The sequence below is a fragment of the Sphingomonas dokdonensis genome, from assembly GCF_002197685.1.
Lineage (GTDB): Bacteria > Pseudomonadota > Alphaproteobacteria > Sphingomonadales > Sphingomonadaceae > Sphingomonas > Sphingomonas dokdonensis.
The window spans coordinates 62,407-74,557 of record NZ_NBBI01000005.1; the positions used below are offsets into that span (position 1 = coordinate 62,407).

At 65.4% G+C, this 12,151-nt stretch carries 12 protein-coding genes; 6 read left to right on the plus strand and 6 right to left on the minus strand.

All coding sequences use genetic code 11. The features are described 5' to 3' along the window. The first annotated feature begins 4 nt into the window (after positions 1 to 4). Together SPDO_RS12995 and SPDO_RS13000 are read left to right on the plus strand one after the other, a co-directional pair. Positions 5 to 1,063, plus strand: a complete 1,059-nt coding sequence (locus SPDO_RS12995; RefSeq protein ID WP_088367939.1) for a polysaccharide pyruvyl transferase family protein — start codon at positions 5 to 7, stop codon at positions 1,061 to 1,063. Continuing rightward, positions 1,050 to 2,465: a Coenzyme F420 hydrogenase/dehydrogenase, beta subunit C-terminal domain gene (locus SPDO_RS13000; protein WP_088367940.1), complete on the plus strand. Its 1,416-nt coding sequence runs from the start codon at positions 1,050 to 1,052 to the stop codon at positions 2,463 to 2,465. Before SPDO_RS12995 ends, SPDO_RS13000 begins: the two co-directional genes overlap by 14 nt. Here SPDO_RS13000 and SPDO_RS13005 read toward each other — a convergent pair. Next, positions 2,462 to 3,652, minus strand: a complete 1,191-nt coding sequence (locus SPDO_RS13005) for a glycosyltransferase 61 family protein (RefSeq protein WP_088367941.1) — start codon at positions 3,650 to 3,652, stop codon at positions 2,462 to 2,464. The genes SPDO_RS13000 and SPDO_RS13005 overlap by 4 nt on opposite strands. A 231-nt stretch (positions 3,653 to 3,883) precedes the next feature. On the opposite strand from SPDO_RS13005, the gene SPDO_RS13010 reads away from it, so the two are divergent. Next, on the plus strand, positions 3,884 to 5,206 hold the full coding sequence (locus tag SPDO_RS13010; RefSeq protein WP_245829491.1) for a M20/M25/M40 family metallo-hydrolase: 1,323 nt from the start codon (positions 3,884 to 3,886) through the stop codon (positions 5,204 to 5,206). Between the two features lie 43 nt (positions 5,207 to 5,249). Here SPDO_RS13010 and SPDO_RS17260 read toward each other — a convergent pair whose 3' ends face one another. Genes SPDO_RS17260 through SPDO_RS13020 form a run of 3 tightly spaced genes read right to left on the minus strand, consistent with a single transcriptional unit; the run spans position 5,250 to position 5,973 of the window. After that, entirely contained in the window at positions 5,250 to 5,378 is a 129-nt protein-coding gene (locus SPDO_RS17260; RefSeq protein WP_281252590.1) for a hypothetical protein, read from the minus strand. Between the two features lie 26 nt (positions 5,379 to 5,404). Beyond that, positions 5,405 to 5,740, minus strand: a complete 336-nt coding sequence (locus SPDO_RS13015; protein WP_245829492.1) for a hypothetical protein — start codon at positions 5,738 to 5,740, stop codon at positions 5,405 to 5,407. Positions 5,741 to 5,766: 26 nt separating this feature from the next. After that, complete coding sequence (locus SPDO_RS13020) at positions 5,767 to 5,973, minus strand: cold-shock protein (protein WP_088367943.1); 207 nt, start codon at positions 5,971 to 5,973, stop codon at positions 5,767 to 5,769. 488 nt (positions 5,974 to 6,461) lie between these two features. Between SPDO_RS13020 and uvrA the strand changes: the two genes are divergently transcribed. Both uvrA and SPDO_RS13030 read left to right on the plus strand, forming a co-directional pair. Beyond that, positions 6,462 to 9,377 (plus strand): excinuclease ABC subunit UvrA, encoded by a 2,916-nt coding sequence (gene uvrA, locus SPDO_RS13025; protein WP_088367944.1) that lies wholly within the window; start codon positions 6,462 to 6,464, stop codon positions 9,375 to 9,377. A gap of 62 nt (positions 9,378 to 9,439) precedes the next feature. Continuing rightward, positions 9,440 to 10,372: a ParA family protein gene (locus SPDO_RS13030; protein ID WP_088367945.1), complete on the plus strand. Its 933-nt coding sequence runs from the start codon at positions 9,440 to 9,442 to the stop codon at positions 10,370 to 10,372. Positions 10,373 to 10,848: 476 nt separating this feature from the next. Here the strand turns inward: SPDO_RS13030 and SPDO_RS13035 are convergent, their stop codons facing one another. Next, on the minus strand, positions 10,849 to 11,016 hold the full coding sequence (locus SPDO_RS13035; protein WP_088367946.1) for a BrnA antitoxin family protein: 168 nt from the start codon (positions 11,014 to 11,016) through the stop codon (positions 10,849 to 10,851). 281 nt (positions 11,017 to 11,297) lie between these two features. Between SPDO_RS13035 and SPDO_RS13040 the strand changes: the two genes are divergently transcribed. Further along, entirely contained in the window at positions 11,298 to 11,510 is a 213-nt protein-coding gene (locus tag SPDO_RS13040; RefSeq protein WP_088367947.1) for a hypothetical protein, read from the plus strand. 52 nt (positions 11,511 to 11,562) lie between these two features. On the opposite strand, the gene SPDO_RS13045 is transcribed toward SPDO_RS13040, so the two are convergent. Then, positions 11,563 to 12,036, minus strand: coding sequence for an Lrp/AsnC family transcriptional regulator (locus tag SPDO_RS13045; RefSeq protein WP_088367948.1), 474 nt, complete (start codon positions 12,034 to 12,036; stop codon positions 11,563 to 11,565). Positions 12,037 to 12,151: the final 115 nt, after the last annotated feature.

The following is a 12,151-nucleotide window of genomic DNA, read 5'->3' on the forward strand; positions in this document are numbered from 1 at the left end:
CGCAATGACTTCACGCAAGGTCGGCGTCCTCACGTTTCATCGTTCGGTCAATTTCGGCTCCTACTGGCAGGCGCGCTGCATGGTGGAGGGGTTGCGCGCACGCGGCCTCGATGCCGAAATCCTCGATCACCGCTCGCGCCGGGTGGAATGGCGGGAGGCGCGCAACGCGTTCCAGCCGACGCTCCCCGTCCGCACCGATCTGCGCCACTTCGCCGCGCTCGGCCGCAAGACCCGCGCGCTGATCGCCGCCACCGACGCGCTGCCGCTCTCCCCCGCCTTCCCGCTGGAGGATCCGGGGCAGATGCCGCATTACGACACGATCGTGGTCGGCAGCGACGAGGTGTGGAATTTTCGCCACCCTTGGTACGGCGGCGCCTCCGTCTTCTTCGGCGATCACTGCAACGCCGACCGGCTCGTTTCCTACGCCGCCAGCTTCGGCAACCATGACGCGACCGACGGCATCGACACGCCCTGGCTCGACCGCCTGCGCCGCTTCCACGCGGTATCGGTGCGCGACGAGAACAGCCGCGCGATGCTCGCCCCCGCGATCGATCCGCCGCTCGTCCTCGATCCTTGCCTGCAATTCTCGGACGTGATTCCGGGCGGCGCGCCGGTCGCCGGCAGCCGCTATGCCGTGATCTACGGCCACAGCTTCCCCGAATGGTACACCGCGCAGCTGCGCCGCTGGGCGGACGCCACCGGCACCCGCCTCGTCAGCATCGGCTACCCCAGCCCCATCGCCGACGAGCTGCGCATCGACATCGGCCCCGCCGATTTCTCCGCGCTGATCGCCGGCGCGCATGCCGTCGCGACCAACTTCTTCCACGGCTGCGTCTTCGCGATCCGCCACGCACGCCCCTTCGCCTGCGCCGCCTCCCCCTATCGCCGCAACAAGGTGCGGGACCTCACCCGCGCGCTCGGGCTGGAGGATCATCTGGTCGAAGAGGGCACCAGCGACGACGCCTTTGCGCACCTGCTCGCCACGCTGCCGGGCGACCTCTCCGATCGTCTCGCGACCGAACGCGCCGCCTCCACCCGCTTCCTCGACCATGCCCTCGCCTGACGCGCTGACCCCGGCCGACATCGCCGCCTCCGGCCTGTGCATCGGCTGCGGCGGCTGCGCGACCAAGGGCATGGCGTGGGACAGATACGGCCAGCGCAAGCCAAGCGACGCGACGCTGGCCGATTATCGTCATGACGGCCCTGTGCCGGAAACCGACGCGCCGCACGCGCTGCCGTCGGATCAGGCCGCCACGACCTTCGCCGCCACCTGCCCCTTCTCACCCACCGCGCGCAACGAGGACCAGCTCGCCCTCGCCCGCTTCCCGCACGCGCCGCACCACGACGCGCGCCTCGGCCGCTACGAGGCGAACTACGTCGGCCACGCCGAACAGGCCCCGTTCCGCGAGCGCGGCAGCAGCGGCGGCATGGTCAGCTGGGTCGCCGCGGACCTGCTTGCGTCGGGCAAGATCGACGGCGTCGCGCACGTTATCCCCGCCACCGGCGACCGCCTGTTCCACTATCGCATCTCGCGCACCGAGGGGGAGATCCTCGAAGGCGCCCGCTCGCGCTACTACCCGGTCGACCTGGCGGAGGTGCTGGCCGAGATCCGCGCCACCCCCGGCCGCTACGCGATCGTCGGTATCCCCTGCTTCATCAAGGCGGTCAGCCTGCTGCGCGAACAGGACCCGGTCCTGCGCGAGCGCATCACCCACCTCCTCGGCCTGTTCTGCGGTCACATGAAAAGCGCGCAATTCGTCGACAGCTTCGCCTGGCAGTTGGACGTGCCGCGCCAGGACGTGCGCGCGGTCGAATACCGCCGCAAGGACCCAGACCGCCCCGCCAACTGGTACACCGCACACCTGACCCTCTCCGACGGCACCGCGCGCTGGCAGGACTGGTTCCACCTCGCCGACGGCGACTGGGGCGCCGGCTTCTTTCAGAACTCCGCCTGTGATGCCTGCGACGACGTGGTCGCCGAATGCGCCGACGTTTCGTTCGGCGACGCGTGGGTGGAGCCCTATTCCTCCGACGGCCGCGGCACCAACGTCGTCGTCGTCCGCTCGCCCGAGATCGCCGCCAGCATCGCCGCCGCGATCGACAACGGCCGCCTCGACCTGAAGGCCGTCGACGCGGACTTCATCGCGAACACGCAGGCCGCCGGCTTCCGCCAGCGCCGCGACGGCCTCGCCTACCGCCTCACCTGGCAAAAGCGCCGCGTCACCCCCGTGAAGCGCGTCGCCCCGCGCGCCACCGGCCACCCCCCGCGCCGCCGCGCTATCTACCGCACCCGCGCCGCCATCGCCTGGTGGAGCCACCGCATGGCCTGGGCCGCGAACCGCTTGCGTTGGCCCGCGCTCTACACCCGCTGGGCCCGCGCCAGCCTCTACATCTACCAGGCGCTGGCCTACAAACGCGGCCGCCTCGGCCGCTGGCTCGCCCGCCTCGATGGTGTGGAGGGCTAAGCCGCCGCCTGGCTTCGCGGCACCGCCCCGATCCGCGCGCCAGCCTGAACCGTCGCGGTGAACACGTCTTCCAGCCGCTCGACCAACTCCAGTTGCCGTGGCAACAGCTCGGGCTGCACCCGCCGCGTCAGGGCGGTGGCGCGGTCGGTATAGAGCTTCAGGTCCGCATGCGCCGCCGTGAGATAGTCAAGCGCCGGCACCCGCGCGATGCGCGCCACGCCCACCTCGTCGAGAAACGCCGACAGGTCATGCAAGGCCATCGCCGACACACCGCGATCGGCGCGTGGATCGCCGCGTCCGTTGAACACGGCCGTGCCCAAGAACGGATTGCCGGTGAAATGGTCGAACCGTTCTGATCGTGGCGCCAGCACACGATCGAACGTGGTTGCCGCCTTCGGTCGCCGGTTCATCAGAACCGTGTGGCGCAACGTGTCGCGGCCGAACAATTCCACGCCGTGACACGCCGACCCTTCGGCAAACAGCAGCACCTCGGCGGCGCGGTACATGGCGAATTGACGCAGCAGCGGCAGCTTCTCGCTGTGCATGATATGAAAGCCCGCCTCGGACAGCATGGCTTCCAGCACCTTCTCGCCCAGCAGCCCGGATTTGTCTTCCAGTCCTCCGCGCGAAACATACACCTTTTTCGGGAAGTCACCGTTCAGCGGCCGGGTGCCCGGCCCACGCCGGGTCAGCAGATCAAGGTACCAGTCCTTGGGCGCGCTTCCCAATTCGGTGCCCGCCTCGACGATCAGCAATTCCTCGACGATCGCATCCTCCGCGATCACCGTGCAATTGTCCTCATTCACCCCCAGCAGGCGCAGCATCGCCTGCGCAGCGGGCGCCAATGCCCCAAAGCGCGTCGGGCTGCCGCGTTGTTGAAGGATCAGCCATTGCGGCCGCTTTGCCACCTCGCGCGTCGGCAGGATGCGGTGGATCATTTCCGACATGATGTGGCCGAAATGGCCGAACGATCGCCCGAGATAGGCATAGGAGCCCGCCAGTGTGACGGGATCGCGTAGCGCAGGCGCGAAATGATCCACTACCTGCCCAGCGCGATTGTGCCGCAGCTTCAGGCTGTCGGCGTCGTCGCCCAGCACCGGCCCACCATGAAACACGCCGCCCGGTCGCTCGGCGGCCTGCACGTGCGCCCAGCGGATCGTGCGCGAAACAGGACCGCCAGCCGTCACCGTTCCTCCCCTCTCGCCGCAGCAGGCGACGCAATGTCAGGCGCTAAAGCCGATCCCGCCGCTCCGCAAGCTGGCGCCATCCGCATAGCCCACGGCTATGCCCGCCCTACAAGGTAAGCGAGCCCCCCACTCCCATGCCGCTTGACGCACACATGCTGCCTGTCACGGTAGCCGCAGCTGTTCGTGTTCGCGCCCACCGCGCCGCGCGGCCACCTATCAGGAAAGGAACCTATGCCCCGCCTCACCCTTCGTGCCGCCAGCCTTGCCCTGATGCTCGTGTCCACCGCGCCGCTTGCCGTTGCCGCCCAAACCGCCGCCAGCACCGCGCCCGCCGCTGCCAACCCCGCCGCCACCGCCACGATCAAGCGCATCACCACCGCGCCCGCTTATGCCAAGGCCGTCGCTGCGCTCGATGCCGGGCACGATCGCTGGGTGCAGACCATCATCACGCTGACCGAGATCCCATCCCCCCCGTTCAAGGAAGCCGCCCGCGCCAGCGCCTACCGCGATCTGTTCGCCGCCGCCGGGCTTTCCGATGTCGAAATCGACGAAGAGGGCAACGTCCTCGGCCTGCGCAAGGGGACGGGAAAGTCCAAGGGCCTGGTGGTCGTCTCCGCGCACATGGACACGGTGTTCCCGGAAGGCACGCCGGTGAAGGTCCGCCGCGAGGGCGACAAGCTCTTCGCCCCCGGCGTTGGTGACGACACCGCCGGCCTCGCCACGCAGCTGTCGCTGATCGAGGCGATGAACGCCGCCAACATCCGCACCGATACCGACATTCTCTTCGTCGGCACGGTGGGCGAGGAAGGACTGGGCGATCTGCGCGGCGTCCGCCACCTGTTCACCAAGGGCAAGTACAAGGATCGCGCCACCGCCTTCTTCTCGCTCGACGGCGGCGGCACCGACGGCATCGTCGTCGGTGGCGCGGGGTCGAAGCGGTATCGCGTCACCTTCACCGGCCCGGGCGGCCACAGCTACGGCGCGTTCGGCATCGTCAATCCGATGGCCGCACTGTCGCAGGCGGTGGTCGATCTCTACAAGGTCACGGTGCCCGCCGATCCCAAGACGACCTTCAGCGCCAGCGTGGTCGGCGGCGGCACCTCCGTAAACGCCATCCCGCGCGAGGTGTGGATGGAGGTCGACATGCGCTCCGAAAGCCCCGAGGCGCTCGCCACGCTGGAAAAGAACCTGCTCGCGATCCTGCAACGCGCCGCCGCCGCGGAGAATGCCGCGCGCTCGACGAGAGACGGCAAGATCACCGTAGATCCCAAGGTGATCGGCGACCGCCCTGCCGGCCAGACGCCGCGCGATGCCGCGATCATCCAATATGCCACCGCCGCTTATGCCAACGAAGGGCTGCCGATCGAGTTGGGCTCGGCCTCGACCGACGCCAACATCCCGATCAGCCTCGGCATTCCCGCCATCACCATCTCGCGCGTCGCCGATGGTGGCCGCGGCCACTCGCTCGACGAATGGATCTCGGTCGAGAAGCCCGGCAACCTCAAGGTGAAGCGCCTCGCGCTTGCCACAATCCTCGCGACGGCGGGCATGTAACGCGAACGGGGGCGGCAGCGATGTCGCTGCCGCCCCCGGCTGTTCAGCTGTTCAGCGTTACCATCTCGACCGGCTTGGGCTTGGTCGAGGGGTTGGAGGCATTCGCCTTGGGCGGCTTTTCCGCCTTCGGCTTGCGCACTTCCTTGTTCGATTTTCTCTGGCTCTTGGCCATCGCGCCTTCTCCTGACCGAGTAATGACTATCCGCGCATCAAGCGTGAAGGCGTTCGTTTCACCGCGCTCGTGATCACCTTGCGCCCGTATACTTTGGCGATGATCTGGGTGTCGGTGATGTTGTTCATCACCACGCGGGTACCGCCCGAATGCAGCGTCTCGATCGCGCTGATCGGCACGTTGCGCTTCGCACAGGTGGCGATGACATCGTTCTCGTCGGCGGCGATGTTGATGGCCCTGGACAGGGGCACGGACTGGGCGTTGGGCTGCGGCGTGGACATGGGCATCTCCGGGTCGGCGCGCGCCCGGGGGCCGCACGCTGCGTCATTGGCAGGAACAGGCGCCAAACCGGCGAGCATCATGCAGGTGCCCGCCGGTTCGGTTGGTTTCAGGCAGCCTGAAGATTGATAGCCGACGTCTTGCCGCGCCGATCGGTTTCCAGCTCGTACGACACGCGCTGGTCCTTATCGAGCGTCTGCATGCCAGCCCGCTCCACCGCAGAGATATGGACAAACGCGTCCGCGCCGCCCGTTTCCGGTGCAATGAAGCCGAAGCCCTTGTCAGGGTTAAAGAATTTGACGGTTCCGGTGATCATGGTGAGTTCCTCGTCCCATGGGTGACGGGCATACGCCAAGAAACGGCGCATCCCGGCTTCTTCTCGACTAGAAAGGGACAGGAAGTCGCCCTGGAGCGAACAAAATATCCGTCGCACGCGACGTCAGCCCCAGCAATATAGGCGCGGCAATCGGTAATTGTAAGAGCTAGTGAATTTAAGTTTTTCAGCCGCGTGTACGACCCTGTATTTACCGAAACATCATTAATTTCGGCCTCCTCGGCAAAACTATTGCACCGTTATCCGCGAAAAAATACTCCGCTTTATTTTTCCGGTGTCCAACGCGAGGCGCGGGTTGAGGCAGAGCGGGCGCGACGCGCCGCGTGGCATTACCGCTCTTCCGCCGCAGGAGAACTTTTGCGCAAACCCGTTCGGCGTGCCCGTCTTGGCGGACCCACTCGCAACGCCGCCGCCCGCTTCCTACATCTCCGGTCTATCCTCCCGACCGGAACGGAAGTAGAACTAAACGCATGCTGACTCACATCTCCGTCCGCGGCGCGCGCGAGCACAATCTCAAGGACGTAAGCGTCGATATCCCCCGCGATACGCTGACGGTGATCACCGGCCTCTCCGGCTCGGGCAAGTCCTCTCTCGCCTTCGACACCATCTATGCCGAGGGGCAACGCCGCTACGTCGAGAGCCTGTCCGCCTACGCCCGCCAGTTCCTCGAGCTGATGCAGAAGCCCGACGTCGATCACATCGAGGGGCTGTCGCCGGCCATCTCGATCGAGCAGAAGACCACCAGCCGCAACCCGCGCTCGACCGTCGCGACGGTGACCGAGATCTACGACTATATGCGCCTCCTCTGGGCGCGCGTCGGCGTGCCCTATTCGCCCGTCACCGGCCTGCCGATCGCGGCGCAGACGGTCAGCCAGATGGTCGATCGCGTCATGGCGCTGCCCGAGGGCACGCGGCTGTACTTGCTCGCCCCCGTGGTGCGCGGCCGCAAGGGCGAATATCGCAAGGAACTCGCCGAGTGGCAGAAGGCCGGCTTCACCCGGGTGCGCATCGACGGCGAGATCCACGAGATCGACGAGGCCCCCGCGCTCGACAAGAAGTACAAGCATGACATCGAGGTCGTGGTCGATCGCCTCGCGGTGAACCCCGACATTGCGACCCGCCTCGCCGACAGTTTCGAGACCGCGCTGAAGCTCGCCGAGGGCCTCGCCTATGTCGATCTCGCCGACGGCGTCGTGCCCGGCCGCGAGGACGAGGCCGCCTCGGGCGGCCAGATGAAGAACGCCGGCGTCCCCGCCAACCGCATCGTCTTTTCCGAAAAGTTCGCCTGCCCGGTGAGCGGCTTCACCATCGCGGAGATCGAACCGCGCCTGTTCTCGTTCAACGCCCCCCAGGGCGCCTGCCCGACCTGCGACGGCCTGGGTGAAAAGCTGATCTTTGACGAGGACCTCGTCGTCCCCAATCACGCGCTCACGATCAAGAAGGGCGCCGTCGTCCCCTGGGCGAAATCCAACCCGCCCTCACCCTATTACATGCAGGTGCTCGGCTCCCTCGCGCGCGAATTCGGCTTCAGCCTCGACACCCCCTGGTCCGACCTGCCCGAGGAGATCCGTCAGATCATCCTCCACGGCACCCGCGGCAAGCCTGTCACCCTCACCTTCATCGACGGCAAGAAGAGCTACGACGTCAAGAAGCCGTTCGAGGGCGTCATCGGCAACCTCAATCGCCGCATGCTCCAGACCGAGAGCGCCTGGATGAAGGAGGAGCTCGGCAAGTACCAGTCGTCGCAACCCTGCGAGGTCTGCGGCGGCGCGCGGCTGAAGCCCGAGGCGCTGGCGGTCAAGGTCGCGATGCAGGACATCAGCCACGCCACCCACCTCTCGGTGGTCGACGCGCTCGCCTTCTTCACCGACCTGCCGGCGCACCTCAACGATCAGCAGCGCGCCATCGCCGAGCGCATCCTGAAGGAGATCGTCGAGCGGCTCGGCTTCCTCAACAACGTCGGCCTCGATTACCTGAACCTCGACCGCACGTCCGGCACCCTGTCAGGCGGCGAGAGCCAGCGCATCCGCCTTGCCAGCCAGATCGGCAGCGGCCTGTCGGGCGTCCTCTACGTGCTCGACGAACCCTCGATCGGTCTCCACCAGCGCGACAACGACATGCTGCTCGCCACGCTGCGCCGCCTGCGCGATCTCGGCAACACCGTGCTCGTCGTGGAGCATGACGAGGATGCGATCCGCACCGCCGACTATGTCATCGACATGGGCCCCGGCGCCGGCGTCCACGGCGGAAGCATCGTGGCGCAGGGCACGCTCAAGCAACTGCTCAAGTCCAAGACCTCCGTCACCGCCGATTACCTGAACGGCACCCGCGAGGTCCCCGTGCCCGCCAAGCGTCGCAAGGGCTCGGGCAAGAAGCTGACGGTGCACAACGCCACCGCCAACAACCTGACCGGCGTCACCGCCTCGATCCCGCTCGGCACCTTCACCTGCATCACCGGCGTCTCCGGCTCGGGCAAGTCCAGCTTCACCATCGACACGCTCTACGCCGCCGCCGCGCGTCACCTTAACGGCGCGCGCATCCTCGCCGGCAAGCACGACAAGGTCACCGGGCTCCAGCATCTCGACAAGGTCATCGACATCGATCAGTCGCCGATCGGCCGCACCCCGCGCTCGAACCCGGCGACATATACGGGCGCCTTCACCCAGATCCGCGACTGGTTCGCCGGCCTGCCGGAGGCGCAGGCGCGCGGCTACAAGCCCGGCCGCTTCTCGTTCAACGTCAAGGGCGGCCGGTGCGAGGCGTGCCAGGGCGACGGCCTGCTCAAAATCGAGATGCACTTCCTCCCCGACGTCTACGTGACCTGCGACGTGTGCCACGGCGCGCGCTACAATCGCGAAACGCTGGAGGTGAAGTTCAAGGGCCACTCGATCGCCGACGTGCTCGACATGACGGTCGAGGACGCCGCGGAGTTCTTCAAGGCCGTCCCCCCGATCCGCGACAAGATGGCGATGCTGGTCGAGGTGGGCCTCGGCTACGTCAAGGTCGGCCAGCAGGCGACGACGCTCTCGGGCGGCGAGGCGCAGCGCGTGAAGCTCGCCAAGGAACTCGCCCGCCGCGCCACCGGCAACACGCTCTACATCCTCGACGAGCCGACCACCGGCCTCCACTTCGAGGACGTCCGCAAATTGCTCGAAGTGCTCCACGCGCTCGTCGAGCAGGGCAACACCGTGGTGGTGATCGAGCACAACCTCGACGTCATCAAGACCGCTGACTGGGTGCTGGACCTGGGGCCCGAAGGCGGCGTCAAGGGCGGCGAGATCGTCGCCGAAGGCACGCCGGAGGTTGTGGCGGCGGAACCGCGGAGCTTTACGGGAAAGTATCTCGCGCCGTTGTTGGGGAAGCGGGAGGCTGTGGCGGCGGAGTGAGGCTCGCGTTTTCTCACCGCGGCGTTTAGGAGTGGCTACCAGGCGGTGAGCGGGAGGTTCCATTGGCGAAGCGGGTCAGCGTTATCAACTTCAAGGGCGGCGTCGGCAAGACTACTTTCTCGTTCGAATTAGCGGCCGGCCTAGCTCGATATCACAAGCCTGCGCGGGTTCTAGCTGTTGATATGGATCACCAGAGTAGTCTGTCCATTCTGTGTTTGAAGGCCAACGGATGGGACCGTGTCGTTCAAACCCGGAATGTTGTAGACAAAGTATTTCGCTCCTTTGTATCGGAAGGCGCGACGCTTCCAGGTCGGGAGATAATTTATCAGGCGAGCTTGGCTGGCAGTCATTACCAAAATCTACATGTCGTGCCTGCAAGCTTACAACTGGATGACATTGAGATTGAATTAACAGCAACACATCGTGGAAATGCCATTCAATCTGAATGGAACAAGCGCACCCTCATGTGCCGTTGGCTAGAGGAAAATAGAATCGACGAGGACTACGATTACATAATCTTCGACTGCCCGCCAGCAACCAAGATTGTTTCTCAGAATGCAATTGCCGCCAGCCACGGATACATAATTCCGGTGGTCCCGGAAGCCGTTATGGAACGTGGCGCGCCGCACTTGGCACAAATGGTAAGGACCGGTATCGACGCTAAGATGAATGCGATAGCGTCATTTGGTGACGCCAGAAGCATGTTCGTTGCCGAAACGAAGCTTGCTGGAGTTGTAGTTACGAGAATACAATCGTCGGGCGGCTTTTCTGGCTATACTGATGATCATACACAGCATCTAAACTCTCTGCAGAGACGCTGGGGCGCCGATCTGCTTGAGCCGTACATACCTAATGGCACGGGTGTTTCACAAACTTTGTCCGCCGGCGTTCCGGTTTATGACTGGGCCGGAACTCAGAATATCGGGAACAGGGGCATTCACACCGCCTACCGCGATCTTACAGAGGCCGTGAAGGCCAGGATTGATGCGCTATGAACGAAGAGCTAAACCTCAGTGAGAAGTCGCAGGACTCAGTTGTTACAGCGAGCGACTTATCTCGCATTGTTCGTCGACTCTCCCATCTATATTCGACCGGACACCTAGGTAATGACAATACCGCAGATGCGTTTGCTCATCTGGCTGACTTCCTGAACAAACTTGGCTCTACACCGGTTTCTAGTTTGCATCGGCAGACTTATGGGAAGAAGAGAAGGACGCCTGCTGTAAAGATAGAGAGCTACAGCAAGGTTTCTTTAGATGAAGTTGAGGCAATCGTGTCGAACGACAGGACAACAAAGTCGACCTTGATAGCGCTTGCCCGAGCAAGGTTTGGGGTCCCTGAGTCTCGATTGAGACGTCTCCCTGCGGCCGACGTTGTGGACGCCGTCAGAGCCGCTGCCGCGCACGAACAGTCGCTGAATGTGATATCGAACAATGCAGAAGAAAGTGGCAAAGTTAGGCGGTCCTAACCGTCACAAACCCACCGCCTTCTGCAGCGCCTCGTTCATCCGCGCCTGCCACCCCGGCCCGCCCTCGCGAAACTTTTCGATCACGTCGGGATCGAGCCGCAGCATCACCTGCCGCGCAGCGGCGGGCGGCCGCGAGGAGCAGAGCGACCGCCGCCCCACCCCGTTCGTCATCCCCGCGCAGGCGGGGATCCATAACCTCCGAACCCCGGCGATCGTGAGCGCTGGCGTTTATGGATTCCCGCCTTCGCGGGAATGACGGCAGCACCGAGGTCGTAACCAGCCCCGCCGCGGCAAAGCCGCGTCGTCAGTCGGCGCTTGGGCGCCGCTGGCCGGGCGCGCGCCGGTGCGCTCGTGCGTAGCTGCGCTACGCCCTCGCGGCGCGCGCCGCTGTCCTACAACCCCCGTTTCGGTATAACTCCCCCGTCCAGCAACCATCTGCGAGGACGAAACCAATGCCGCATCCGCTCCCCCTCCCCATCTTCACCGATGGCCCGATCACCGATGCGCATGCCGAGGCGGTGCGCCATTGGCAGTCGCTGGTCGACCGCGGCCTCATCGGCAAGCGCACCGAAACGCCGCCCGATGTCGCCGCCAATCTCGCCGCGACCGACCGCCTGTTCCGCGAGATCGCGCGCGATCGCCAGCGGCTCCAGCGCGGCTGGTAGCGCACAGCAGCTTCCCGAAAGAAACCAGCCAGCCCGTCCGCCACGCTGACGCTCAGTCGTCGGCGTCCTTGATCGTCTCCATGGCGACAAAGGTGGACGTGCTGGCGACATGCGGCAGCACCGAGATCCGCTCGCCCAGCACCGCGCGATAGCTGCGGATGTCGCTGGTCCGGACCTTCAGCAGATAATCGAAGCTGCTGGCGATCATGTGGCATTCCTCCACCTCCGGGATCGCCAGCACCGCGCGCCCGAATGCCTCCAGCGCCGCCTCACGCGTGTCGGACAGCTTCACCTCGGTGAACGCGACATGCCCCTGCCCCAGCCGCACGGGGTCGATCACCGCGCGAAAGCCGCGAATGATGCGCCGGTCGATCAGCCGCTTCAGCCGCACCTGGCACGGCGTCTTGGACAATCCCACCCGGCTCGCCAGTTCGGTGACCGACAGCCGCCCCTCCGCCCGCAACGCCGCGATGATGCGCCGGTCGAACGGGTCGATCTCCTCCTCGTGCAATGAACCGCCGTCCATTTCGTCTCCCGCGACTTAGGTGATTAGGCCAAACGGTCTGCCCGCCCCGTCATCATAAGTCGGATCGACCGCGGCCGCCATGCTAAGAAGATGGCATCGCTTCTTCCCCCGGAAA

What these genes read in the sequence shown, in the direction of transcription:
- SPDO_RS12995 (WP_088367939.1), top strand. Translation starts at nt 5, where the DNA reads ATGACTTCACGCAAGGTCGGCGTCCTCACGTTTCATCGTTCGGTCAAT.
- SPDO_RS13000 (WP_088367940.1), top strand. Translation starts at nt 1,050, where the DNA reads ATGCCCTCGCCTGACGCGCTGACCCCGGCCGACATCGCCGCCTCCGGC.
- SPDO_RS13010 (WP_245829491.1), top strand. Translation starts at nt 3,884, where the DNA reads ATGCCCCGCCTCACCCTTCGTGCCGCCAGCCTTGCCCTGATGCTCGTG.
- SPDO_RS17260 (WP_281252590.1), bottom strand. Translation starts at nt 5,378, where the DNA reads ATGGCCAAGAGCCAGAGAAAATCGAACAAGGAAGTGCGCAAGCCGAAG.
- SPDO_RS13015 (WP_245829492.1), bottom strand. Translation starts at nt 5,740, where the DNA reads ATGATGCTCGCCGGTTTGGCGCCTGTTCCTGCCAATGACGCAGCGTGC.
- SPDO_RS13020 (WP_088367943.1), bottom strand. Translation starts at nt 5,973, where the DNA reads ATGATCACCGGAACCGTCAAATTCTTTAACCCTGACAAGGGCTTCGGC.
- uvrA (WP_088367944.1), top strand. Translation starts at nt 6,462, where the DNA reads ATGCTGACTCACATCTCCGTCCGCGGCGCGCGCGAGCACAATCTCAAG.
- SPDO_RS13035 (WP_088367946.1), bottom strand. Translation starts at nt 11,016, where the DNA reads ATGACGAACGGGGTGGGGCGGCGGTCGCTCTGCTCCTCGCGGCCGCCC.
- SPDO_RS13040 (WP_088367947.1), top strand. Translation starts at nt 11,298, where the DNA reads ATGCCGCATCCGCTCCCCCTCCCCATCTTCACCGATGGCCCGATCACC.
- SPDO_RS13045 (WP_088367948.1), bottom strand. Translation starts at nt 12,036, where the DNA reads ATGGACGGCGGTTCATTGCACGAGGAGGAGATCGACCCGTTCGACCGG.